22 protein-coding genes are annotated in these 23,092 nt (G+C 71.4%); 14 read left to right on the forward strand and 8 right to left on the reverse strand.

The window, feature by feature from the left end; translation table 11 throughout:
• Positions 1 to 151: 151 nt before the first annotated feature.
• The 6 genes from RCR19_RS21485 (at position 152) to RCR19_RS21510 (ending at position 4,628) form a co-directional block, all read left to right on the forward strand.
• On the forward strand, positions 152 to 697 hold the full coding sequence (locus RCR19_RS21485; protein ID WP_331266600.1) for a YbaK/EbsC family protein: 546 nt from the start codon (positions 152 to 154) through the stop codon (positions 695 to 697).
• 138 nt (positions 698 to 835) lie between these two features.
• Positions 836 to 1,510 (forward strand): RNA polymerase sigma factor, encoded by a 675-nt coding sequence (locus tag RCR19_RS21490; RefSeq protein WP_331266601.1) that lies wholly within the window; start codon positions 836 to 838, stop codon positions 1,508 to 1,510.
• A complete protein-coding gene (locus RCR19_RS21495; RefSeq protein WP_331266602.1) occupies positions 1,507 to 2,598 on the forward strand; it encodes a CU044_5270 family protein in 1,092 nt (363 codons plus the stop codon). Before RCR19_RS21490 ends, RCR19_RS21495 begins: the two co-directional genes overlap by 4 nt.
• A 303-nt stretch (positions 2,599 to 2,901) precedes the next feature.
• A complete protein-coding gene (locus tag RCR19_RS21500; RefSeq protein WP_267889281.1) occupies positions 2,902 to 3,846 on the forward strand; it encodes an NAD(P)-dependent oxidoreductase in 945 nt (314 codons plus the stop codon).
• A gap of 17 nt (positions 3,847 to 3,863) precedes the next feature.
• Entirely contained in the window at positions 3,864 to 4,286 is a 423-nt protein-coding gene (locus RCR19_RS21505; RefSeq protein WP_331266603.1) for a PPOX class F420-dependent oxidoreductase, read from the forward strand.
• 66 nt (positions 4,287 to 4,352) lie between these two features.
• A complete protein-coding gene (locus RCR19_RS21510) occupies positions 4,353 to 4,628 on the forward strand; it encodes a DUF1876 domain-containing protein (protein WP_059130823.1) in 276 nt (91 codons plus the stop codon).
• Between the two features lie 80 nt (positions 4,629 to 4,708).
• Here the strand turns inward: RCR19_RS21510 and RCR19_RS21515 are convergent, their stop codons facing one another.
• The 4 genes from RCR19_RS21515 to RCR19_RS21530 all read right to left on the reverse strand — a co-directional run bounded on the left by RCR19_RS21515 (position 4,709) and on the right by RCR19_RS21530 (position 8,623).
• The gene (locus RCR19_RS21515; RefSeq protein ID WP_331266604.1) at positions 4,709 to 5,866 is read right to left on the reverse strand and encodes a serine hydrolase domain-containing protein; all 1,158 of its coding nucleotides are present in this window, start codon (positions 5,864 to 5,866) and stop codon (positions 4,709 to 4,711) included.
• A gap of 159 nt (positions 5,867 to 6,025) precedes the next feature.
• Entirely contained in the window at positions 6,026 to 6,796 is a 771-nt protein-coding gene (locus RCR19_RS21520) for an ABC transporter ATP-binding protein (RefSeq protein WP_331266605.1), read from the reverse strand.
• Complete coding sequence (gene cbiQ, locus RCR19_RS21525) at positions 6,784 to 7,581, reverse strand: cobalt ECF transporter T component CbiQ (RefSeq protein ID WP_331266606.1); 798 nt, start codon at positions 7,579 to 7,581, stop codon at positions 6,784 to 6,786. Before cbiQ ends, RCR19_RS21520 begins: the two co-directional genes overlap by 13 nt.
• Position 7,582: 1 nt before the next feature.
• Complete coding sequence (locus RCR19_RS21530) at positions 7,583 to 8,623, reverse strand: energy-coupling factor ABC transporter permease (protein WP_331266607.1); 1,041 nt, start codon at positions 8,621 to 8,623, stop codon at positions 7,583 to 7,585.
• A gap of 158 nt (positions 8,624 to 8,781) precedes the next feature.
• Between RCR19_RS21530 and RCR19_RS21535 the strand changes: the two genes are divergently transcribed.
• Positions 8,782 to 9,132, forward strand: a complete 351-nt coding sequence (locus tag RCR19_RS21535; RefSeq protein ID WP_331266608.1) for an SsgA family sporulation/cell division regulator — start codon at positions 8,782 to 8,784, stop codon at positions 9,130 to 9,132.
• Positions 9,133 to 9,222: 90 nt separating this feature from the next.
• Here RCR19_RS21535 and RCR19_RS21540 read toward each other — a convergent pair whose 3' ends face one another.
• The 3 genes from RCR19_RS21540 to RCR19_RS21550 all read right to left on the reverse strand — a co-directional run bounded on the left by RCR19_RS21540 (position 9,223) and on the right by RCR19_RS21550 (position 13,382).
• A complete protein-coding gene (locus RCR19_RS21540; protein WP_331266609.1) occupies positions 9,223 to 10,893 on the reverse strand; it encodes a penicillin-binding transpeptidase domain-containing protein in 1,671 nt (556 codons plus the stop codon).
• 94 nt (positions 10,894 to 10,987) lie between these two features.
• Positions 10,988 to 12,622 carry a penicillin-binding transpeptidase domain-containing protein gene (locus tag RCR19_RS21545; RefSeq protein WP_331266610.1) on the reverse strand — a complete coding sequence of 545 codons (1,635 nt, stop codon included), beginning with the start codon at positions 12,620 to 12,622 and terminating at the stop codon, positions 10,988 to 10,990.
• Between the two features lie 388 nt (positions 12,623 to 13,010).
• Positions 13,011 to 13,382 (reverse strand): hypothetical protein, encoded by a 372-nt coding sequence (locus tag RCR19_RS21550; protein ID WP_331266611.1) that lies wholly within the window; start codon positions 13,380 to 13,382, stop codon positions 13,011 to 13,013.
• Between the two features lie 449 nt (positions 13,383 to 13,831).
• On the opposite strand from RCR19_RS21550, the gene RCR19_RS21555 reads away from it, so the two are divergent.
• Positions 13,832 to 14,953 carry a zinc-binding dehydrogenase gene (locus tag RCR19_RS21555; RefSeq protein WP_331266612.1) on the forward strand — a complete coding sequence of 374 codons (1,122 nt, stop codon included), beginning with the start codon at positions 13,832 to 13,834 and terminating at the stop codon, positions 14,951 to 14,953.
• Between the two features lie 93 nt (positions 14,954 to 15,046).
• Here RCR19_RS21555 and RCR19_RS21560 read toward each other — a convergent pair whose 3' ends face one another.
• Entirely contained in the window at positions 15,047 to 16,786 is a 1,740-nt protein-coding gene (locus RCR19_RS21560) for a phospholipid carrier-dependent glycosyltransferase (RefSeq protein WP_331266613.1), read from the reverse strand.
• 85 nt (positions 16,787 to 16,871) lie between these two features.
• On the opposite strand from RCR19_RS21560, the gene rsmI reads away from it, so the two are divergent.
• From rsmI to RCR19_RS21590, 6 genes are all read left to right on the forward strand, one after another.
• Entirely contained in the window at positions 16,872 to 17,735 is an 864-nt protein-coding gene (rsmI, locus tag RCR19_RS21565) for a 16S rRNA (cytidine(1402)-2'-O)-methyltransferase (protein ID WP_331266614.1), read from the forward strand.
• A gap of 284 nt (positions 17,736 to 18,019) precedes the next feature.
• On the forward strand, positions 18,020 to 18,469 hold the full coding sequence (locus tag RCR19_RS21570; protein ID WP_331266615.1) for a hypothetical protein: 450 nt from the start codon (positions 18,020 to 18,022) through the stop codon (positions 18,467 to 18,469).
• Between the two features lie 50 nt (positions 18,470 to 18,519).
• Positions 18,520 to 19,401 carry a TatD family hydrolase gene (locus RCR19_RS21575; RefSeq protein WP_331266616.1) on the forward strand — a complete coding sequence of 294 codons (882 nt, stop codon included), beginning with the start codon at positions 18,520 to 18,522 and terminating at the stop codon, positions 19,399 to 19,401.
• Between the two features lie 172 nt (positions 19,402 to 19,573).
• On the forward strand, positions 19,574 to 20,908 hold the full coding sequence (locus RCR19_RS21580; protein WP_331266617.1) for a ubiquitin-like domain-containing protein: 1,335 nt from the start codon (positions 19,574 to 19,576) through the stop codon (positions 20,906 to 20,908).
• 138 nt (positions 20,909 to 21,046) lie between these two features.
• Positions 21,047 to 22,024, forward strand: a complete 978-nt coding sequence (gene rsmA / locus RCR19_RS21585; RefSeq protein WP_331266618.1) for a 16S rRNA (adenine(1518)-N(6)/adenine(1519)-N(6))-dimethyltransferase RsmA — start codon at positions 21,047 to 21,049, stop codon at positions 22,022 to 22,024.
• Complete coding sequence (locus RCR19_RS21590; RefSeq protein WP_331266619.1) at positions 22,021 to 22,950, forward strand: 4-(cytidine 5'-diphospho)-2-C-methyl-D-erythritol kinase; 930 nt, start codon at positions 22,021 to 22,023, stop codon at positions 22,948 to 22,950. Before rsmA ends, RCR19_RS21590 begins: the two co-directional genes overlap by 4 nt.
• Positions 22,951 to 23,092: the final 142 nt, after the last annotated feature.

Consider the following 23,092-nt stretch of genomic DNA (forward strand, 5'->3'; position numbering starts at 1 on the left):
GCACAAGGGTGGCGCGGCGGTCCGCTGCTCCGAAGGGGTGGACATGGCCGCTCCCGGCGGGACCCGGACCGCCGGGCGTCCTGGCCCCTGCGCGCGATGAGCGGCGGGAATCCGTTCGTGACCCCGGTGAGCGGCGACTAGCCTGCCCTGCATGACCACCACCGACGCAGCGAACTCCGGAGCCCATCCCCGTTTCGCCGAGGCCCTCGAAGAGCTGGGACTGGGCGAGCTCCGGGCGCGGATCCGGCGGTTCCCCGACGCGACCCGCACCGCCGCCGAGGCAGCCGCCGCCATCGGATGCGAACTCAGCCAGATCTGCAAGTCGCTGATCTTCGTGGCATGGGAGTCCCCACGGTCCGACGGGAGCGGGGAGGCCGCGGGAGGGACGCCGGTCCTCGTCCTCATGGACGGGGCGTCCCGGGTGGACGTGGAGCGGGTCCGGCGGGAGCTGGGGGTCGCCGAGGTGACCCGGGCCAAGGCCGACGTCGTGCGGGAGAGCACCGGGTACGCGATCGGCGGCGTACCCCCCTTCGGGCACCGCACGGCGACACGTGTGCTCGCCGATCGCTCCCTGCTGGACCACGACACGGTGTGGGCCGCCGCCGGCACCCCGCACACCGTGTTCCCGATGGATCCCAGGACGCTGATCACGCACGCGGGCGGCACGCTGGTCGACGTGCGCGAGCGGCCGGCGTGACGGATCGCGGGCCCCGGGACGCTCCTCGGCCCTGTGGCCGGTGAGTATCCAGGAGGCGTTCCCCGGCAACTCGGGCCGGGCCGGTCGGCGAGGTGTGGCGCAGATCACGGGAAGCCGGTGCACGGGGCCGGACAGCTCATGGATGTGAGCACTCAACTGCGAACCCGGATACGGGCCGGGGATTCGAGCGCGTTCGCGGAGCTTTTCGACGGCTGTGCGCGCGCGGTCTACAACCACGCCTTTCGGCTGACCGCCGACTGGTCGACGGCCGAGGACGTGATGGCCGCGACGTTCATGGAGGCGTGGCGGCTGCGCGACAGGGTCGATCCCGAGGGCGGCTCCCTGCGGCCCTGGTTGCTGGGTATCGCCACCAACACCGCGCGCAATCAGTACCGGAGCAACCGGCGGTACCGGGCGGCCGCGAGCGCCGCCGCCGCGGCTGACCTGTCGGTTCCCGACCACGCCGAAGAGGTGGCCGAACGCGTCGACGACCGGCGTCGCCTCGCCCAGGCCCTGAGCGCCCTTGCCTCACTGCGCCGGACGGAGCGTGAGGTGGTGGCGCTCTGCCTCGGGGAGGGCCTGGACTACGAGGCCGCGGCCGTGGCGCTCGGGATCCCGGTGGGCACGGTCGCCTCCCGGCTGTCCCGGGCGCGCAAGAAGCTGCGTGCGCTCACCGAGGACGAGGCGGCCGTCCCGGCCGTCAGGACGACGCCGAAAAATGTGCGCGGAAATCGGGAAGCCGGCCGCCCGGGCCGACAGACAAGAGGCGATCGCGCACACGTGGTCCGGCCCGTGCAGGGAGGAAACCGATGAACACGAACACTTCCCGGCAGAACCCGGCCGAGTGGGACGAGGACGCGCAGTTGCTCTCCCACACGGCGCGCGACCTGCCGATGGGCCGTCACCAGTTCCACAAGGAGCGTCTGATGGCTCGAATTCAGCAGGAACAGCGCACACGGACGGCAGCGGCCCCGGAGAAGGCAGGGCGCTTTCGGCTGTCGCGCCCGGCGATCGTGCTGCCGGCCGTGGCCGCGGCCCTGACCGGGGCGGTCATCGCCGTGGTGGCGAGTCCCGCAGGCAATGGGGCGGGCAGCGGCGGAGTCGCCACCGGACCCGCCCTGACCACGACGGTCGGTGCCGCGACCACCAAGGGCGTACCGCAGCTGCTCGACCGGATCTCGCTGGCGGCGGCCGAGACCTCCCACCCGGCGGTCAAGCCCGGCCAGTACATCTACATCGAGTCCAGGGCGGCCGACACCTTCACCAGGTCGGTCGGCGACAAGACCACCCTGGCCAGCCACGAGCTGCACCGCCGTCAGATCTGGAACTCTCCCGACGGCACCAAGGGCTGGCTGATCGACCCCGCCGTAAACGACAGCCCCGAGGGGGAGACCCTGAGCCTCCCCGACGAGCAGGGAAACCCTCGGGAGGCCGGTCTGAACGGGCCTTCGTACGACTACCTGGCCAAGCTGACCACGGACCCCGACGCACTCCTCGCCAAGATCTACAAGGAGGAGAAGGGCCACGGCAACTCCCCCGACCAGCAGGCGTTCACCACCATCGGTGATCTGCTCGGGGAGAGCTACCCGCCCGCCGAGCTGTACTCGGCGCTGTTCAAGGCCGCCGCGAAGATCCCCGGTGTCGTCGTCGTGCAGGACGCGGTGGACGCGGTGGGACGGCACGGGGTGGCCGTGGCCCGGCTGGACGAGACCAGCGGTGAGCGGGAGGAGTGGATCTTCGACAGGAAGACCCATGTCTTCCTGGGCGAGCGCAGTGTCCAGGTGAAGGAGAACAGCGGCGAGGGCGCCCTGATCAAGCCCGGAACGGTCACCTACACCAGCGCCATCATGAACCGGGCGATCGTCGACGGCATCAAGCAGACCCCGTCGCAGGCGGGCTGACGGGCCCACCGGACGAGCCCGCGCAGGACCGTCCCGCACAACCCCACGACGGCCGGACCCGACCTTCCGGGCCCGGCCGCCGCGGTGTGACGGGAGTGCCGGGCGGCGACGGCGGGTCGGGAGGCTCCTGCCGGTGATGGACCCCGCACCGGCACACCGCCGAGTGGCGGCCGAGGGCAGGGCGGCCGACGATGCCCAGAGGGAAGAACAGCCCCGTGAAGGACCGGCCCGGGCCGGAGGACGGCGTCCGTGTCCGGGCAGCCGGCTTCGGTTGGTCCGCCCCGCGTCGGGGAAGACGCGCGCCTGAGCGAGCATGGGAAGCGCACGACTCATCGTACGGATCAGGAAGTTGGCGTCATGACAGACAAGCTCACCGTGAGCGTCCTGGGCACCGGGATCATGGGCGCGGCGATGGCCCGCAACATCGCCCGGGCGGGGCACGCCGTCCGCGCCTGGAACCGCACCCGCGCCAAGGCCGAACCGCTGGCCGCCGACGGCGCGCACATCGCCGACACCCCTGCCGAGGCGGTACAGGGCGCGGATGTCGTCCTGACCATGCTGTACGACGGCGGAACCGTCGTGGAGGTCATGGACGAGGCCATGCGCGGGCTGCGCCCGGGCATCCTCTGGGTGCAGTCGACCACCGCGGGGATCGAGGACGCCGCCGAAATGGCCGCCTTCGCCGATGAACACGGACTGGTCTTCTACGAGGCCCCGGTGCTCGGCACACGCCAGCCGGCCGAGGCGGGGCAGCTGACCGTCCTCGCCGCGGGTCCCGTCGAGGGCCGGGACGCGGTGGCGCCGGTCTTCGACGCGGTCGGCGCCCGCACGCTGTGGACCGGCGAGGACGGTGCGGCGGGCAGCGCCACCCGGCTGAAGCTGGTGGCCAACAGCTGGGTACTCGCGGCGACCGCCGCGGCCGGCGAGGTACTGGCCCTCGCCGAGGCGCTGGGCGTGGACCCGCAGGACTTCTTCGGCCTCATCGGCGGAGGTCCCCTCGACATGGGATATCTGCGTGCCAAGATCGATCTCATTCGCGACGGCGGACTGACCCCGGCCAGTTTCGCGGTGGCGACCGCGGAGAAGGACGCCCGCCTGATCGTGGGGGCCGGTGAGCACAACGGAGTCCGTCTCGACGTCGCCGCCGCGGCAGCCGAACGGTTCCGCCGGGCCGCGGCCCAGGGCCATGGGGACGAGGACATGGCCGCCGCGTACTTCGCCAGCTTCGAGGACGAGCCCCGTTCCTGACGACCTGAGGAGTCCATATGTCCAAGCCCCCGCTGCCCGCCGCGGCCGTCGAGATGCTGCGCCGCACCAACCCGGCCGTCATCGCCACCCTGCGCGCCGACGGTCAGCCCGTCTCCACCCCCACCTGGTACCTGTGGGAGGAGGACGGCCGTGTGCTCGTCAACATGGACGAGGGACGCGTACGCCTCACGCATCTGCGCCGTGACCCGCGTGTGAGCCTCACCGTCCTGGACAAGGAAGACTGGTACACGCATGTCACCCTCGTCGGCCGGGTCACGGAGATGGAGGCCGACAAGGACCTGGGAGACATCGACCGCGTCGCCGAGCACTACATCGGCAGGTCCTACCCGGACCGGGAGCGCGGTCGGGTCAGCGCGTGGATCACCATCGACCGGTGGCACGGCTGGGGGGACATGAAGGACAGCGATCAGCCGGGCTGAGGTACGGCCGTGCGCAGCCGTACAAGGAGGGGCACCCTGGAATCAGCGGTTCCGGAGGTGATCGACATGATGCACACCGCAGTCGGATGGCATGTGGAACTCGAATTCGAGGAGGACCAGGAGCGTACGCGGGCGGCGGCGCTCGTACGGCTTCCCGACGGGAACGAGGTCCGGTCCCACGGGTACGCGAGCCGCCACCACACCGACGCTAATCAGCCACGTGTGGGGGAGGAGATCGCGGGGGCGCGTGCGCTCAACGATCTCGCGATGCAGCTGCTCACGAAGGCGCACGGGGAGATCGACGACGCGTCGGGGAGGACGTCGCATCCGCTGACGCACTGAACAGGTCCCGGGGACGCCGGTACCGGTGGGGCCCGTGCACGACACCGTGTACGGGCCTCACGGCCGTCCGGGCCGCGCGGTCACCCGAGGGACACGCGCACCGCCCGTACCAGGGCCTGCGCCCGGGGGTCCGCCGTCACGCTCTGACGGAAGCCGTTGGTGACATAACCGAAGGCGATACCGGACTCGGGGTCGGCGAAGCCGAGAGCGCCACCGCGGCCCGGGTGACCGAAGGAACCGGGGGCGAGGAGCGGCGAGGCACCGCCGTGGAGCATGTAGCCGAGGCCGAACCGGGTGCCGACCACCAGAACGCGGTCGGGGCCCGCCGAGGCCTCCGCGCGGGCGTGCTCCAGCGTCCGCGGCGCGAACAGACGGACACCGTCCACCTCGCCCGCCAGCGCGGCGTAGAAGCGGGCGAGACTGTCGGCCGTCGCGATGCCGTTGGACGCGGGCAGGACGGCCGCGCGGTAGGCGGGATCGTTCTCGTCGGGCAGTGGGGTGATCGCCGCGAAGGCACGGCGGGTGAGGCTGTCGGGGTCGGCGTAGGCGTCCGCGACCGCGCGCTTGGGGCGGGTGCGCAGCGCCCCGGCCTGGGCCGGCACCTCCAGGGGGCCGACCCGGCCCACGCGGTGCGCCTCGGCCCCGGGCAGTCCGACCCACAGGTCCAGGCCGAGCGGCCGGGCGATCTCGGCCGCGATCCATGCACCGATGTCCCGGCCCGTCACCCGGCGGACCAGCTCGCCGGTCAGCCAGCTGTACGTCTGGGCGTGGTAGCCGTGGTCCGTGCCGGGCTCCCAGAGGGGCGGCTGGGCGGCCAGCGCCGCGGCGGCGAGATCGGGATCGGCGGCCTCGGCGGGGGTCAGCGGAAGGTCCAGTGCCGGCACCCCGGCCCGGTGCGCCGGCACGTGCCGCACCAGGGTGTGCTCCTTGCCCTGCGCCTTGAACTCGGGCCAGTACCGGCCGACCGGGGCGTCCAGGTCCAGCTCTCCGCGTTCGGCCAGCATCAGCAGCACGGCCGCGGCCACGCCCTTGGTGGCCGAGCGGACGATCTGGGCCGTGTCCCGCTCCCAGGGGTGTGTGCCGTCGATGTCCCGCGTCCCGGCCCACAGGTCCACGACCTTGCGGCCGTTGCGGTACACGGCGACCGCCGCCCCGCGTTCCCCCATCGTCTCGAAGTTCCCGAGGAACGCTTCCCTGACCGGCTCGAAGCCCTCGGCCACAGCGCCGTTCACGTCCACGCCCGTGTTCCCTTTCATCCGCCTGCGACAGTGACTCCAACACCGTCGCTGCGCCTTCGATTCCTCAGCCCGGCACGGGCACGACGTCGATGTTCCCGTGCCGGCGCCGCAGGGCGGCGGGCCGCTCGGGACCCGTCCACAAGCCGGGCGTGACGGGGGTCACCGGGGGCGGTCCACCGCCGACGGCACGGATCGGGGATCGAAGCCGTAGGGCAGTTCCAGCCGGTGCGCGCGCATGAGCGTGTCGTCGGCGAGCAGCTCGCCGGTCTTCCCGTCCGCGGTGATGACGCCCTCGCTGAGGATCAGCGAGCGCGGGCACAGCTCCAGCGCGTAGGGCAGGTCGTGGGTGACCATGAGGACCGTGACGTCCAGGGACCGCAGGATGTCGGCGAGTTCGCGCCGCGAGGCGGGATCGAGGTTCGACGACGGCTCGTCCAGGACCAGGATCTCCGGTTCCATGGCCAGCACGGTCGCCACCGCGACCCGGCGGCGCTGGCCGAAGGAGAGGTGGTGCGGCGGCCGGTCCTTGAAGTCCGCCATGCCGACCTGTTCCAGGGCGCGGTCGACGCGGGCCTCCAGCTCGGCGCCCTTGAGCCCGGCCGTCGCGGGCCCGAAGGCAACGTCCTCGCGGACCGTCGGCATGAAGAGCTGGTCGTCCGGGTCCTGGAAGACGATGCCGACCCGGCGCCGGATCTCGGCCATGTGCTTCTTTCCGACGGGCAGCCCGGCGACCTTCACCGTGCCCGTGCCGCCGGTCAGGATGCCGTTGAGGTGCAGCACGAGAGTGGTCTTCCCGGCGCCGTTCGGCCCGAGCAGTGCCACCCGCTCGCCGCGTGCGACGGTGAAGTCGACGCCGAACAGGGCCTGGTGCCCGTCCGGATACGCGAAGGCCAGTCGGGCCACTTCCAGCGAAGGTGTCACAGGGTCCATCCCAACAGGCAGACGGCGAGGGCGGCGAGGGGCAGCGCGAGGGCGTACGACCACTGCGCACGGGTCGCGGACACCTCGTCGATGACCGGCATGGAGCCGGCGTATCCGCGGCTCACCATGGCCAGGTGGACGCGCTCGCCCCGCTCGTAGGAGCGGATGAAGAGCGCGCCCGCGGACTTGGCGAGGACTCCCCAGTGCCGGATGCCTCGCGCTTCGAAGCCGCGCGACTCCCGTGCGATGCGCATCCGCCGCATCTCGTCGGTGATGACGTCGCCGTAGCGGATCATGAAGGAGGCGATCTGCACGAGGAGCGGCGGGAGTTTGAGGCGCTGCAGTCCGAGCAGCAACTGGCGCAGTTCGGTGGTGGCCGCGAGCAGGACGGACGCGGCGACGCCGAGGGTGCCCTTGGCAAGCACGTTCCAGGCGCCCCACAGCCCGCCGACGCTGAGCGAGAGCCCGGCGACGTCGACACGCTCGCCCTCCGCGACGAACGGCATCAGCACCGCGAAGGCGACGAACGGGACCTCGATCAGCAGGCGCTTGAGGAGGAACCCGGCCGGTACACGGGCCCGGTGCGCCACCGCACCGAGCAGAGCGGCGTACAGCGCGAACGCCCACATCGCCTCGCGCGGTGTCGACACCACGACGACCACGAAGGCGAAGGTGGCGGCGAGTTTGGTGTGCGGCGGCAGAGCGTGCACGGGAGAGTGCCCGTGCCGGTAGAGCCGGTGCGCGGCACCGCGCTCGCCTCCCCTCGCTCGGGAGGGTCCGGTTGGCGTACTCATCTCAGGCGGCCGGGGAGGTGCTCTCGGCGCGCCGCCTGCGGACGGCCCAGAAGACAGCGCTGCCAGCCGCGACGGTGACTCCGACGCCGATCACACCGGCGAGACCGCCGGACAGGCGGGTGTCGTCCACGTCCTTGACGCCGTAGTCGGCGAGCGGGGAGTCGGCGGAGGCGTGCTGCCGGGCCTTGCCGTCGATGCCGTGGTCCGCGGCGACCTTCTCCAGGCCGTCGGGGCTGGCGGAGGCGTAGAAGCTGACGAAGCCCGCGAGGACGAGGGAGGTGACGAGACCGGTGATCCACAGCCTGCGGTGGGACCGGGCGGCGGCCGGCACGGGTGCGGGCCCGGTGGCCGGTGCGTCGACCAGTTCGCCGCCGACGCGCAGTTTGAGGCGCTGCTGAAGACCCCGGGCGCCGTACACGAGATCCGGGCGTACGGCGATGACGGCGCCGACGGTGAGGGCGGTGATGACGGCCTCGCCGAGGCCGATGAGCACATGGACGCCGATCATCGCGGTGGCGACCTTGCCGATGGAGACATCGGTGGTGCCGCCGACGGCGTAGATCAGGGTGAAGGCGACGGCCGCCGCCGGGACGGAGAGCAGTGCGGCGAGGAAGGAGGCGACGGTGACGGAGCGGCGCGTCCTCGGGAGGACCTTGACCAGTCCGCGGAAGACGGCGTAGGCGACGACGGTGGTCACGATCGCCATGTCGGTGATGTTGACGCCCAGGGCCGTCAGTCCGCCGTCGGCGAAGAGGATCCCCTGCATGAGGAGGACGACCGACACACACAGGACCCCGGTGAATGGCCCGACCAGGATGGCGGCCAGCGCCCCGCCGAGCAGATGCCCGCTGGTACCGGCGGCGACCGGGAAGTTCAGCATCTGTACGGCGAAGATGAACGCGGCCACCAGGCCGGCGAGCGGCGCGGTGCGTTCGTCGAGCTCGCGCCGGGCACCCTTGAGGCTGACGGCCAGGGCACCCGCGGCGAGGACACCGGTTGCGGCGGAGGTGGGGGCGTTGATGAATCCGTCGGGTACATGCACCGTTGGAGGATAGCGGCTTATTGCGAAGCTATTGCAAGAGCTTGGTATCCGTGACTACCTCTCGCGAGCACCGGAAGCCGCCTTTGTCCTGATATGAGACATTAGAGAAGTAGTGGATTCACCTTCTGTGTGGGTGACGCAGCGTGAGGAGCGGTCCCATGACAGTTGTGGAACAGTACGCACGAGCCCATGTCGTCACGGATTCCCCCGAAGCCCCGGACGCCGTTCCCATCGTTCTTCGCTACGACCCCGACACCGATCCACGATCCGTCCGCATCGGTCTGCCCGGACCGCACGAGTGGGCCTTCTCGCGGGATCTCCTGGAGAAGGGGCTGCGCGCCCCGGCCGAGAAGGGCGATGTCCGTATCTGGCCCTGCGGCCGGGTCCAGGCGGTCATGGAGTTCCACTCGCAGCGGGGGGTCGAGGTGGTGCAACTGGAGTCGAAGGCGCTGCTGCGCTTCCTGCGCCGTACGTACACGGCGGGGGCCGCCGGGCAGCGCTTCTCCTAGCCGCCCCGCATCCGCCAGGCCCGTGCCGCGGATGCGGCCGGGGGCCACCTCGCCGCGGGCCCGCGGCGAGGGGACACCACCGGTCGCGGGTCAGCTCCCCGCGCGCAGCAGGGACGCCACGATCGGTCCCGCCGAGTCACCGCCGTGGCCGCCCTGCTGGACCACACCCGCGGCGGCCAGGTCGCCCTTCCACGCCGTGAACCAGCCGTTCGGCTGCTCCTGGCCGTCCACCTCGGCCGAGCCGGTCTTCGCGCCGTAGTCGGGACCCAGGCCCGCCATCGCCTTGGCGGCGGTGCCGGCCGCGGCCGTGTACTGGAGGACCTCCTTCAGCTGGGCCTGCGTCGACGCCGACATGGTGCGGGTCGCCTTGGCCAGCGAGCGGTCGTCCAACGACGGTGAGACCAGGTACGGCTGGTGGAAGACGCCCGTCTTGGCCGTCGCGACCACCGAGGCCATGTTCAGCGGATTCATGCGGACGCTGCCCTGGCCGATCAGGGAGGCCGCCATCTGGGCCGCGTTCTGTACCGGGACCGCGCCGTCGAAGGACGGGACGCCGATCGCCCAGTTGTTCATGCTCAGACCGTAGATCTGCTGTGCGATCTTCGTGAGGTCGTCGTTCTTCAGCTTCTCCGCCTGGCTGATGAAGGCCGTGTTGCAGGAGGCCGCGAAGCTCGCCTTGAACGTGCCGTTCTTGATCTCGAACTTGTCGTCGTTCTGGAACTTCCAGCCGCCGTACGTCACGTACTTGGGGCACGGGTGCGGCTTGTCCGCGTGCGCGAGCCCCTTCTCGAACAGCAGCGTCGACGTCACGATCTTCATCGTCGAGCCAGGGGCCAGGGAGCCCTGGAAGGCCGCGTTGAAGCCGTGGCTCGAGTTCGCCACGGCCAGGATCTCCCCCGTCGACGGGCGCATGACGACCGCGGAGGCCTTGTCCTTCTGCGACACCTGCTGCTCGGCCTTCGCCTGGAGCGTCGGGCTCAGCGTCGTCTTCACCGTGCCCGGTGTGCCCTCGCTCAGCGTCACCAGCGTCTTGTCGGGCACCTTCTGGCTGCCCTTGGCCGCCGCCTTGCGCACGATGCGCAGCTCGATGCCCGCCTTGCCGCCGGCCTTCTTGCCGTACTTCTCCCGCAGACCGTCCAGCACGGTTCCGAGCGAGGGGTACTTGGCCGTCGTCAGCTCGCCGCCGTCCCGGTCGAGGGCCTTGATCGGGGGCGTGCCCGCCTCCCCCGTCACCAGGCGGTCGCCCTCGGCCATGTCAGGGTGCATCACCGAAGGCTGCCAACGGACCAGCGGCAGACCGTCCTTGGCCCGGCGCACGACCGTCAGCTTCGAGTCGTACGCCAGCGGCTTGCTCCTGCCCTGGTACGACACCGTCGCCTTGACGGAGAACGGCACCGAGGCACCGGACGGCGTACCGCGGGTCAGTGTCACCCCGGTGATGTGCGCGTCCTTGCCGTAACCCGTCAGGGCCTGCGTCGCGGCCGCCGAGTCGTCCGTTACGGCCGAGGCCTTCGCCACCTGGCCCTGCTGCCAGGCCGTGAGGAACGCCGCCGCCGTCGTGCGGACCTCGGAGGCGGACGGCGGCCCGGTCTTCGCGGGCTTGAGCACGCCCCGGAACGCCTTGCCGTCGTCGGCCGCCGCGCCGCCGCCGAGCAGGCTGTAGACGCCGAACGCTCCGGCCACACCGACGACGGCGATCAGTCCTCCGACCACCAGCGGGCGGCTCTTCCTGCGCTCGGCGGCGCGCCTTCTCTTGCCCACAGCTCCCGATCCTCCGCAGTCCCCAGGTCCCCCGGTGCCCCCATGTTCCTCAACGAGAACACCACACTAGAGTCCCGGGCCGGCGCGGGTGACCTCAGCCGCCGGTTCGTAGCACAGCTGCGACGATAGGACCGGCCGCGTCGCCGCCGTGCCCGCCCTCCTGGGTCATGGCCGCCGCGGCGACATCGCCCCGGTAGCCGGTGAACCAGCTGTTGGACTTGGTCTGTCCGTCGACCTCGGCGGAGCCGGTCTTCGCCCCGATGTCACCGCTGAGCCCCGCCATGACGTGCGCGGCCGTGCCCTGGGTCGCCGTCAGCCGCATCATCGCCCTCAGCTGGGCGACGGTACTGGCGGACAGGCCCCTGGCCCGGGCCAGTTGGCGGCCGTCGAGCTTCGGCGAGATCAGGTACGGCTGCCGGAAGGCACCGGTGGTGGCGGTCGCCGTGACCGACGCCATGTTCAGCGGGCTCATCTGGACCTGGCCCTGGCCGATCAGGTTGGCCGCGGTGTCCGGGCCGCCGGAGGCGGGCACCGAGCCGTCGAAGGAGACGATGCCGGTCTTCCAGTTGTCCTGGCCGAGCCCGAAACGGTCCTCGGCCTCCCGGGTGAGCGAGTCGACCTTCACCGCGTCCGCGTACTTCACGAACGCCGTGTTGCACGACCGCATGAAGCTGTTGGCCAGCGTGGCCTGCTCGTTGGGGACCAGACCCTGGAGGTTGTGGAAGGTCTGGCTCTGCCAGACGGCCGATTCGGGGCAGGGCGCCGGGCCGTTCATGCTGGTGATGCCGTTGTCGATGAGCGTCGCCGCGCTGATGACCTTCATCGTGGAACCCGGCGCGAGCCGTCCCTCGAAGGCAGCGTTGAACCCGTCCTGCCGGTGGTTGGCGACCGCGAGCACCTCACCCGTGCTCGGCTTGACCGCCACCACCGACGACTCCGCGTACTGCCGCACGGCCCGTTCGGCCGCCGCCTGCGCGGGGGCGCTGATCGTGGTGCGGAGCTTGCCCGGGGTGCCCTTGGCGAGCGTGAGCAGGGTCTTGCTCGGCGCGCTCGCATCGGCGCGCTCGACGGTCAGTTCCACGCCGGGCCTGCCGCCCGCCTTGTCGCCGTACTTCTCGCGCAGCGCGTCCAGGATCGGTCCGAGCGAGGGGTACTCGGCCGCGGTCAGGACCGTGTTGTTCCGGTCGACCGCCTCGATGGGCGGGACCTTGGCCTCACCGGTGACGAGTGTGTCGCCCTTCTCCAGGGCGGGATGGACCACGGACGGCTGCCAGTCGACCAGTGCGCGCCCGGTGGTCACACCGCGCACGACCGTCAGCTCGCTGTCGTAGGCGAGCGGCTCGGACTTCCCGCCGTACGACACCGTCGCCTTCACCGAGTACCGCACCGAGTCACCGCTCGGTGCGGTCGGCGTGATGTGCACCTTGGTGATGTGCGCGCTGGTGCCGTACGCGGTCAGCAACTGCTCGGCGTCCCCGGCGTTGTTCGTGTACGAGGCGGCGGCGGCCGCGTCGCCCTTCTGCCAGGCGGCGAGGAACTTGGCACTCGCCTCCTTGACCTCGCTCGTGGACGGCGGTCCGGTCTTCACGGGCGCCGGTCCGCCGACACTGCTGCTGGAGGAGGTGCCCTCGTTCAGTGCCGTCAGGAAGTTGTACGCCCCGTATCCGGCACCCCCCACCATGACCACGAACACCCCGCCGACTATGGCGGCCTTGACCCCCTTGCGCATGGCGCGTCATCCCCTCCCCGTAGATCTCGCACTGTAGGCGGCCCTTGGGGAGGTTGTGACGGGCGTGTTTGATTATTGGCCGAAGAGTGATCAGATATATGACCCAAACCCCCACATCGAACCACATACCTGAACGGCGACGGCTGCGCCCGGGATGAGCGCGGCCTCACCGGCCGGCGAGCGGATGCCGCGGGGCCTCCGAGCCCTGCGTTCCGCCACGCCCTGGAAGCCCTGCGAACCCGTGGCTCCTCGGGCGCCCGTCGCGCCCAGGGAGCCCTGAGCAGGGCTTCCAGGGCTCCGACGGCACGCAGGGCTCGACGGGCGCACAGGGCACCACAGGCGCTCAAGGCATCGCCGGACCGCAGGGGACTCAGGGCACCACAGGCGCTCAGGGAGGCCTCGGTCCTGCTTCCAGGGCGGCACCGGGACGCAGGGTGTCCAGGGTTCCACCGGGGCGCAGGGCCCGACGGGCGTCCAGGGCACCGCCGGCGCGCAGGGCCAGACGGGGCCCCAGGGAACCCAGGGTTTCCAGGGCTCCGGCGGGACGCAGGGCAGCACCGGAACACAGGGCACGACGGGTGCGCAGGGCGTCGCGGGAACACAGGGCACGACGGGTGCGCAGGGCGTCGCGGGAACACAGGGCACGACGGGTGCGCAGGGGCCACAGGGCACCCAGGGCACGTCCGGTGCGAACGGGTCCCAGAGCGTTGTGGTGACCAGCACCCTGGCGGGCGGCGCGGGCAGCGGAACCTTCAACCAAGTCCTTTGCCCGGCGGGAACGTTCGCCACCGGCGGAGGCGCCTACACCATCGGCGCAGTCAGCGGAAGCATCTCGAGTTTCCCCGGAGGTGTCCGCCCGATCGGATCTCCTCCCCGCGGTTACCAGTCACAGCTGTCCAGCAACACCGGTAGCAATGACAACACTGTGGTTTTCGCGATCTGCAGAGCATGAACGGACCGGATCGTCTCCTGACCATCCAGCCCGGGGCGTAAGGCAGAGCATGAGCCGCTGACAGCGGCGATCACTGGCACAGGGTCCGTGGCCTGCGATGACCGCAGGCCACGGACCCTTCGTCATGCTTGCGCCGCCGTCACCGCTGGCGGCATCGCGCAGGTCCACGACAATCGGACATGGTGGTGGGGGACAGCGGGGCCGGCTTCCGGTGGCGGGTCCGTCCCGCCACGAGTGGCTGCGGAGGTGGAAGCGTCATGAAGCAGACCGTGAAGACTCCCGAGGCGTTCCTCGGCGTCGGTTACACACATGACCGGGCCGGGCTGCCGCTCGAGGCGGTGCGGATTCCCGTCGCCCAGCCGGCGGCGGGCCAGGTGCTGATCCGCGTCGCTGCCTCGTCGCTCAACCCGCTGGAGTACAAGCTGGCCGAGCTCAACTTCATGGGACGGACGCCCCCTGTCGGCCTCGGGCTCGACCTGGCCGGTGTGGTGGTCGCCGTGGGTCACGGTGTCGGTGATGTGACCGTCGGCGACGCGGTGGCCGCCCTGGCCGATCTGGACGGTGACGGCGGCTGGGTCGCATCCGGCGGGGGCGAGGGCGGCTATGCCCTCGCCCACCGATTCCTCACCGCCCGCAAACCACCGTCCCTGAGCTTCCTCGACGCGGCGGCGCTTCCGATGTGCTTCCTGTCCGCGTTCGCGGGTCTTCACAAAGCGGTGCAGACCGGCGACACGGTCTATGTCCCGGGCGGCGGGGGCGGCGTCGGGCATCTGGCCGTGCAGATGGCAGCGCGTGCGCTGGGCGCCCGAATGGTCGTCAGCAGCGGCAGTACGCCGCAATCCATCGCACTGGCACGGCAGTCCGGCGCCCAGCACGTCTTCGACTACAAGCACGACGACATCGCGGCCGACATCGCCCGGCTGACCGACGGCCGGGGCGTCGACCTCGTCTTCGACGCCACCTACAGCGAGCAGGGCTTCGTCGAGAGCGCGAAGACCGTCCGGCGGGGCGGCAGCTGGATCGTGCTCGGCGTCGGCCCCGGCAGGACGACGCGCCTGGCCGAAACCCACAGCCCTGTGGACGCGATCCTGGCCGAGCGCGGTGCCGAGCGTGTCGACGTCAATCTGCTGCGCTACTTCTCCGAGCCCGGCACGCTCGACGGCGAGGCGCGCGCCCTTCTCCGGCAGGGGATGGACCTGGCGATGGAGTGGGCGGAACAGGGGCTTGTGGTCCCGCACATCGGCCGGACCATCGACAGTGCCGTGGACGCCATCAACGCAGGCCTCCAGTCGCTGAAGTCGGGCCACGGGGTGGTGGGCAAGGTAGCGGTGATCGTCGACCGCGACCTGGCCCTCGGCACTTCTCCCGGGGCACCCTGACCGAGCCGTCCGGGGGGCGGGTGGCAATCGCCGACCGACAACGACGAAGGGGGCGCGGCAACCTGCCGCGCCCCCTTCGTCGTTGTCGGTCGGCTAGACCCAGGTGTCCAGCCACATCCGCGACCGCCACTGGTCGATCGGGATGGCGGTGCCCGTGTACAGGGGCCAGAAGTAGATGAAGTTCCAGGCGATCAGCAGGACCAGGATGCCCGCGCCCGCCGCTCCCACCAGTCGGCGGCGTTCGTCCGAGCCGGGTGGTCCGATGATGGCGCCGATCATCATCGCCACCGCCAGGCACAGGAACGGGACGAAGACGACCGCGTAGAAGTAGAAGATCGTGCGCTCCTGGTACATGAACCAGGGCAGGTAGCCCGCGGCGATCCCGCAGGCGATCGCGCCGGCCCGCCAGTCACGGCGGAACGCCCACCGCCACAGGATGTACAGGATCGCGAAGCAGGCCGCCCACCACAGCAGCGGGGTGCCGATCGCCAGGACCTCCCGGGCGCACTTGTCGCCGGCGTCCGCGGGGCAGCCCGCCTCGCCGGGGGAGGGGGACTCGTAGAAGTAGGAGACCGGCCGGCCCACCACGAGCCAGCTCCACGGGTTCGACTGGTACGTGTGCGGGGACGACAGGCCCACGTGGAACAGGTAGACCTCGTGCTCGTAGTGCCACAGGCTGCGCAGCCAGTCGGGCAGGAAGGCCCAGGTGCCGCCCTTGCCGTCGGTGGCCGCCCAGTTGCGGAAGTAGCCTCCGGAGCCGTCGGCGGGGGAGAGGATCCAGCCGATCCAGGAGACGAGGTAGACGCAGATCGCGACGGGGACCGTGGCGAGGAAGGTCAGACCCAGGTCGCGCGTCAGGACCGCCGTGGCGCTCTGCCGGGCCCCGGCGACCTTGCGGGCGGAGTAGTCCCACAGGACCGCCATCACACAGAACGCCGCCAGGAAGTACAGGCCGTTCCACTTGGTGCCGATGGCGAGACCGAGCATCACTCCCGCCGCCCAGCGCCACGGGCGCAGACCGAAGCGGACCGTCTCCGCCGTGTGGGGGTCCGGGCGCACCCGGCCGTCGGCGTCCGCCGGAAGCGCCGCCGCCAGTTTCTCGCGCACCCTGTCCCGGTCGATGAGGAGGCAGCCGAAGGCCGCGAGCACGAAGAACTCCAGGACGCCGTCCAGCAGCGAGGTGCGGCTCATCACGAACTGCAGACCGTCGACGGCCATCAGCGCACCGGCCAGACAGCCCAGGAAGGTCGAGCGGAACAGCCGGCGGCCGATGCGGCACAGCAGCAGCACGGCCAGCGTGCCGAGCAGCGCCGTCATGAACCGCCAGCCGAACGGGTTGAACCCGAAGATCAGCTCGCCGAGACCGATCACGTACTTGCCGACCGGCGGATGCACCACGTAGGCGGCGTCCGTCGGGATCCCCACATGCCCGTGGTTCTTGAGGATCAGGTCGTTGGCGTCCTTGGCCCAGTTCGCCTCGTATCCGTTGTGGATGAGCGCCCAGGCGTCCTTGGCGTAGTAGGTCTCGTCGAATATCACCGCCCTGGGGCTGCCCAGGTTCCAGAACCGCATGAGCCCCGCCACGAGCGTCACGAGCAGCGGGCCGCCCCAGCCCGACCAGCGGGTGAGACGGTCCGCGAGCTCCTTGTGCAGGCCGAGCGCCCCCCAGACGCGGGGGCTGGGCTCGCTGTAGGGCGGCACCAGCCGGTCACGGACCTCGCCTGTGGGGCGCGCCGTGTATCCGAAACGGCGCAGCCGCTGCTGCCATGCCGGCCGGTGCTCTTCGGTGGCCTGGCCCTGCCGGGTGTCCGTGGAGGACGCGGTACTGGTCACCGCGCCATCGTAGGGAACGCGTCTGTGTGAGTCCCGCGCTTGGCCCCTCCGATCGGGTACGGCCCGCGCCTGGGAGGATGGAAACGTGACAGCTACGCCCGGAACCCTGGTCCTCGCCGGCACCCCCATCGGGGACATCGAGGACGCTCCGCCGCGGCTCGCGAAGGAGCTTGCCACCGCCGACGTGATCGCCGCCGAGGACACCCGCCGGCTGCGCCGGCTCACGCAGGCGCTGGGCGTGCAGCCGGCCGGGCGTGTCGTGTCGTACTTCGAGGGCAACGAGTCCGCCCGGACGCCCGAGCTGGTCGACGCGCTGGAGGGCGGGGCGCGGGTGCTGCTGGTGACCGACGCGGGGATGCCGTCCGTGTCCGACCCCGGGTACCGGCTGGTCGCCGCCGCCGTCGAGAAGGACGTTCGCGTCACGGCCGTGCCCGGTCCGTCCGCCGTGCTCACCGCGCTCGCGCTGTCCGGGCTGCCCGTGGACCGCTTCTGCTTCGAGGGGTTCCTGCCGCGCAAGGCGGGCGAGCGGCTGTCACGGCTGCGTGAGGTCGCCGAGGAGCGGCGCACCCTCGTCTACTTCGAGGCCCCGCACCGGCTCCAGGCCACCCTCGACGCCATGGCCGAGGCCTTCGGAGCCGGGCGCCGGGCCGCCGTCTGCCGCGAGCTGACCAAGACGTACGAGGAGGTCCGAAGGGGCCCGCTCGGCGAACTGGCGGAGTGGGCCGCCGAGGGCGTGCGGGGCGAGATCACCGTCGTTGTGGAGGGCGCGGGCGAGAGGGCAGCCGAGGAGCTCGACGCGACCGAGCTGGTGCGCCGGGTGCGGGTGCGCGAAGAGGCGGGCGAACGGCGCAAAGAGGCCATCGCGGCGGTCGCCGCCGAGGCGGGCGTGCCGAAGCGGGAGGTCTTCGACGCGGTGGTGGCGGCCAAGAACGCCGACCGGTCCGCGTGAGGCCACACCCCCTCCGAGCAGGGATCCTCTCCCATGAGCGGACGCCCCATGGACGGGCAAAGAGCTGTCGCCGAAGGCAAAGCCATAACGGTGCGTTCGGGTCGATTTGGCAAGCGGACTCCAAATCGCCTCCAACACTCGGCAGGCCTTGATGCGTTCGCGCTGGTGAAGTCGTCCACTGGGTGAAGGGACGTCCCCGTCCCTCGCCCACAGTGGGACCTCGCGGGATTCCGGGGGAACCCCGCCTCACCGGGGCGCTTGTCCAGCGGACAAGAGGAGCTGGCATGAGTGAGATCGCAGGACGCACCGGCCGGATAGACGCGGCCGGCATCGGGCAGGCCGACCGAGGCATGGCCACCGCCGTCGTACAGGAGTCCTACTCCTTTGCCTGCATGCGGTGCGGGCACGGCTGGGAGCAGTCGTACGACATCGAGCACCACCTCGACGGAGACGGCAACGAGTTCGTGATGTATGTGGCGGGCGGCCGCGTCGTCCCGTCGCCGCTGAGCCGTCCCAGCTGCCTGAACTGCGACAGCCACGTGGTGCGCATCATGCGCCCCGGCCAGGTGTCCTCCGTCCAGAACTCCATGCACCGGCACCACCACCCGGCAGGGCGGTCCGCCGGGGAGGAGACCCTGGACGAGCCGGCGGCGCGGGCGCAGGAGACAGGGCAGCACCACCACTGGCACCTCTCGGACCTGCTCCACATGTTTCACCATCGCAAGGCGGGGTGAACGGTTCCTCCCGGGCGAGAGGCGGCGCGGCCCTTTCGTAGGATCGGAGCATGCCTTCCCAAGCGTCCGACAAGAACGGGCCGCCCCCGCTTCCGGAACCCCTGCGCGTGCCCGTCGCCGACTCGCACACCCACCTCGACATGCAGTCCGGGACGGTGGAGGAGGGGCTCGCCAGGGCGGCGGCGGTGGGTGTGACCACGGTCGTGCAGGTCGGCTGCGATGTGAAGGGCTCGCGCTGGGCCGCGGAGACGGCCGCCGCGCACGCGTCCGTGCACGCGGCCGTGGCGCTGCACCCCAACGAGGCGCCCCGCATCGTCGGCGGCGACCCCGACGGCTGGTCCCGGCAGGGGGCCCGCGAACCGGGCGGTGACGCCGCTCTGGACGAGGCGCTCGCCGAGATCGACGCTCTCGCGGCCCTTGCACACGTCAAGGGCGTCGGTGAGACCGGGCTCGACTACTTCCGCACCGGGCCCGAGGGCAGGATCGCCCAGGAACGCTCCTTCCGCGCGCACATCGAGATCGCCAAACGGCACGGCAAGGCGCTGGTCATCCACGACCGTGACGCCCACGCCGACGTGCTGCGCATTTTGCAGGAGGAGGGTGCGCCCGAGCGGACGGTTTTCCACTGCTACTCGGGTGACGCCACGATGGCCGAGACCTGCGCCCGCGCCGGGTACTTCATGTCGTTCGCGGGAAACATGACTTTCAAGAACGCGCAACCGCTGCGGGAGGCTCTCGCCGTGGCCCCGCTCGGCCTCGTCCTGGTGGAGACCGACGCCCCGTTCCTCACTCCCGCGCCCTATCGGGGCAGGCCCAACGCCCCCTATCTCGTTCCGATCACGGTCCGTGCGATGGCCGCCGTGAAGGGGCTCGAGGAGGACGTGCTGGCGGAGGCGATCGCAAGGAACACGGCGCGCGCCTTCGATTACTGAACGTGATTTCACCCGGTTGCAGGCGTGTGGCCGGGGCGCCGGAACGTCCGGATTTCCGGGTGTTTCGGAGTGAAAGCGTGTCGCCACACCGAGTAACGGCGTTGCTTTGGAGAGTGACGGCCAGGCGCTAGGTTCTGGTCTCCCGTTTCGGACCTCTCTGGAGCGTGTCGTCGTGAGCAATCGGCAGTACTCGCCATGCGGGACGTACGACCCGGCCCCGGCGTACGAGGATCACGAGCCCTACGGCCCGGCGTACCCGGACACCTACCGGCCTGCCTACGAGGCGCGGGCCCGCACCGTGCACGCCGGGGACATAGCGGGACCGTGGCCGCGCCAGCAGCCGGAGACGACGGCCCGTCCGCCGGGCCGTGCCCAGGCCCGGCACGCCGCGCGTCGCGGAAAGGGCCGCTCCCGCCCCGATTCCGTCCGCCGTCTCATCCCCCAGGCACTGGTCGTCGCCTTCCTCGCCGGCGGCACCACCGCGTTCGTCGCCAACGACAAGGCGATCGAACTCACCGTGGACGGCCGGCCGCGCGCGTTGCACACCTTCGCCGCCGACGTGGGTGAACTGCTCACCGAGGAGGGGGTCTCCGTGGGAGCGCACGACGTCGTATCGCCCGGGCCCGGGACCCCGCTGGCCAGCGGGGACGATGTCGTGGTGCGCTACGGGCGCCCTCTGTTCCTCACCGTCGACGGCCACCGGCGCCAGGTGTGGACCACGGCGCGCACCGTCGACGGCGCGCTCCAGCAGTTCGGAGTGCGCGCGGAGGGCGCCTTTCTGTCCACCGTGCGCTCCCGGAAGATCGGCCGTGAGGGACTCGCGCTGAACGTCCGCACCGAGCGTTCGGTCACGGTGATGGCGGACGGCCGGCCGCGCACGATCCGGACCAACGTGGCGACCGTCCGCGAGGCGGTCGAGCAGGCCGGGGTCGTCCTGCGCGGACAGGACACGACCTCGGTACGGCCGGACAGCTTTCCGCGCGACGGCCAGACGGTGACCGTGCTGAGGGTGAAGGGCTCGAAGGAGATCCGCGAGGAGCAGATCCCGTTCGCCGTGCGGCGCACCCGGGACCCGCGTCTGTTGAGGGGCACCGAGGTCGTGGTCCGCGCCGGGCGGCCGGGCACGCGCCGGGTGACGTACGTCCTGCGCACCGTCAACGGCGTCCGGCAGAAGCCGAGGCGGATCGAGTCCGAGGTGGTGCAGGAGCCCAGGACCCAGGTGATCCGGGTGGGCACCAGGCGTCACCCGGACTCGGTGAGGGGTGCCGAGGGCCTGAACTGGCACGGGCTCGCCACCTGCGAGTCCGGCGGCAAGGCGCGTGCGGTGGACCCGTCGGGCACCTATGGAGGCCTCTACCAGTTCGACCGGCGCACCTGGCGCAGCCTGGGCGGCTCGGGCCGGCCGCAGGACGCTCCGTCCTCGGAGCAGACGTACCGGGCCAAGAAGTTGTACGTGCGCCAGGGCTCCAGCCCCTGGCCGCACTGCGGGCCGCACCTCTACCGCTGAAGTCGCGACCGCCGCCGTTCCTCCGGGGACGGCACCGTCCACGGGCCTCCCCCTGGCTCACAAGGCACCGGGGGAGGCCCGGGGCCGCCCGCCGCCGTGCGTGCGCGGCGCCGTCGCACCGCCCCGTACCCTTGCTCCGTGAGCAGCTCCACCCCCGACGCCCTCCTGGGCCCCGCCGACGTCCGCGAACTCGCGGCCGCCCTCGGTGTGCGCCCCACCAAACAGCGCGGCCAGAACTTCGTCATCGACGCCAACACGGTGCGGCGCATCGTGCGCACCGCCGACGTCCGTCCCGAGGACGTCGTCGTGGAGGTGGGGCCGGGACTCGGCTCCCTGACACTGGCGCTGCTGGAGGTGGCCGAGCGCGTCACGGCCGTCGAGATCGACGACGTCCTTGCGGGGGCGCTGCCCGCGACCATCGGCGCGCGGATGCCCGAGCGCGCGGAGCGGTTCGCACTGGTGCACTCCGACGCCCTGCACGTCACCGGGCTGCCGGGCCCCGCGCCCACGGCCCTCGTCGCGAACCTGCCCTACAACGTCGCGGTGCCCGTCCTGCTGCACATGCTCGACACCTTCCCGAGCATCGAGCGGACGCTGGTGATGGTGCAGTCCGAGGTCGCCGACCGACTGGCCGCCCCACCCGGTTCGAAGGTGTACGGGGTGCCGTCCGTGAAGGCCAACTGGTACGCCGACGTCAAGCGCGCCGGGGCCATCGGACGCAATGTCTTCTGGCCGGCGCCCAACGTCGACAGCGGGCTCGTCTCGCTGGTCCGGCGGACCGAGCCGGTCAAGACCACGGCGTCGAAGGCGGCGGTGTTCGCCGTCGTGGACGCCGCCTTCGCCCAGCGGCGCAAGACGCTGCGGGCCGCGCTCGCCGGCTGGGCGGGGTCGGCCGTCAAGGCCGAGGCCGCGCTCGTCGCCGCCGGGGTCTCGCCGCAGGCCCGCGGGGAGTCGCTGACGGTGGAGGAGTTCGCCCGCATCGCCGAGAACCGCAACACCGGGAACGACAGCACCGGGAACGACAGCACCGGGAACGACAGCACCGGGAACGACAGCACCGGGAACGACAGCACCGAGAACGACAGCACCGAGAACGAGGAGCAGGCCCAGCAGTGAGCGTGACCGTACGTGTCCCCGCCAAGGTCAATGTGCAGCTCGCGGTGGGCGGCGCCCGTCCCGACGGCTTCCACGACCTGGCGAACGTCTTCCTGGCCGTCGGCCTGTACGACGAGATCACGGTGACCCCGGCCGACGCCCTGCGCGTCACCTGCTCGGGCCCCGACGCCGCTCAGGTGCCGCTCGACGTCACCAACCTGGCGGCCCGGGCGGCGCTGGCACTCGCCGGCCGACACGGGCTCGAACCGGCCGTGCACATCCACATCGCCAAGGACATCCCCATCGCCGGCGGCATGGCAGGCGGCAGCGCGGACGGGGCCGGCGCGCTCGTGGCCTGCGACGCGCTGTGGGGCACGCGGACGTCACGCGAGGAACTGCTCGAGATCTGCGCCGAGTTGGGCAGCGATGTGCCGTTCAGCCTGGTGGGCGGGGCGGCGCTGGGCACCGGGCGGGGCGAGAAGCTCACGGTGCTCGAGGTCGGCGGGACCTTCCACTGGGTGTTCGCCATGGCCGATGGGGGGCTGTCGACGCCCGCGGTGTTCCGCGAGTTCGACCGGCTCGGCGAAGGAGCACGGATCCCCGAACCCGTCGCCTCACGGGATCTGCTGGAGGCGCTGGCCAAGGGGGACACCGGGGCGCTCGCGGCGGCGGTGTCCAACGACCTCGAGCCGGCCGCGCTGTCCCTGTTCCCCGAGCTGGCGCAGACCCTGGCCGCCGGGCGTGCGGCGGGGGCGCTCACGGCGCTGGTGTCGGGATCGGGACCCACGACGGCGTTCCTCGCCCGGGACGCGTCCGGGGCGGAGAGGATCGCTGAGGCTCTGCGGGCGTCCGGTACGTGCAAGTCGGCACGGGTTGCTCCGTCGCCGGCTCCGGGAGCGACCGTGGTGCACCCCGGCCACCGGGACGCGACCGGGGCTCGGGACTGAGAAGGCGCATACCCAAGGCCGCGTGCTCAAGACGTACTTGAGCAAGTCCGGGTGCCTGGGCCTCATTTGGCCAAGGGCTTGTTCGCCAGGTGCACTTGGGCAAAGGCCCCTTGGCGAGAGGCGCTTGGGCAAGTCCGCGCGT

The sequence above is a fragment of the Streptomyces sp. WAC07094 genome, from assembly GCF_036320405.1.
Lineage (GTDB): Bacteria > Actinomycetota > Actinomycetes > Streptomycetales > Streptomycetaceae > Streptomyces > Streptomyces lannensis.

What these genes read in the sequence shown, in the direction of transcription:
- RCR19_RS21485 (WP_331266600.1), top strand. Translation starts at nt 152, where the DNA reads ATGACCACCACCGACGCAGCGAACTCCGGAGCCCATCCCCGTTTCGCC.
- RCR19_RS21490 (WP_331266601.1), top strand. Translation starts at nt 836, where the DNA reads ATGGATGTGAGCACTCAACTGCGAACCCGGATACGGGCCGGGGATTCG.
- RCR19_RS21495 (WP_331266602.1), top strand. Translation starts at nt 1,507, where the DNA reads ATGAACACGAACACTTCCCGGCAGAACCCGGCCGAGTGGGACGAGGAC.
- RCR19_RS21505 (WP_331266603.1), top strand. Translation starts at nt 3,864, where the DNA reads ATGTCCAAGCCCCCGCTGCCCGCCGCGGCCGTCGAGATGCTGCGCCGC.
- RCR19_RS21510 (WP_059130823.1), top strand. Translation starts at nt 4,353, where the DNA reads ATGATGCACACCGCAGTCGGATGGCATGTGGAACTCGAATTCGAGGAG.
- RCR19_RS21520 (WP_331266605.1), bottom strand. Translation starts at nt 6,796, where the DNA reads ATGGACCCTGTGACACCTTCGCTGGAAGTGGCCCGACTGGCCTTCGCG.
- cbiQ (WP_331266606.1), bottom strand. Translation starts at nt 7,581, where the DNA reads ATGAGTACGCCAACCGGACCCTCCCGAGCGAGGGGAGGCGAGCGCGGT.
- RCR19_RS21535 (WP_331266608.1), top strand. Translation starts at nt 8,782, where the DNA reads ATGACAGTTGTGGAACAGTACGCACGAGCCCATGTCGTCACGGATTCC.
- RCR19_RS21545 (WP_331266610.1), bottom strand. Translation starts at nt 12,622, where the DNA reads ATGCGCAAGGGGGTCAAGGCCGCCATAGTCGGCGGGGTGTTCGTGGTC.
- RCR19_RS21555 (WP_331266612.1), top strand. Translation starts at nt 13,832, where the DNA reads ATGAAGCAGACCGTGAAGACTCCCGAGGCGTTCCTCGGCGTCGGTTAC.
- RCR19_RS21570 (WP_331266615.1), top strand. Translation starts at nt 18,020, where the DNA reads ATGAGTGAGATCGCAGGACGCACCGGCCGGATAGACGCGGCCGGCATC.
- RCR19_RS21575 (WP_331266616.1), top strand. Translation starts at nt 18,520, where the DNA reads ATGCCTTCCCAAGCGTCCGACAAGAACGGGCCGCCCCCGCTTCCGGAA.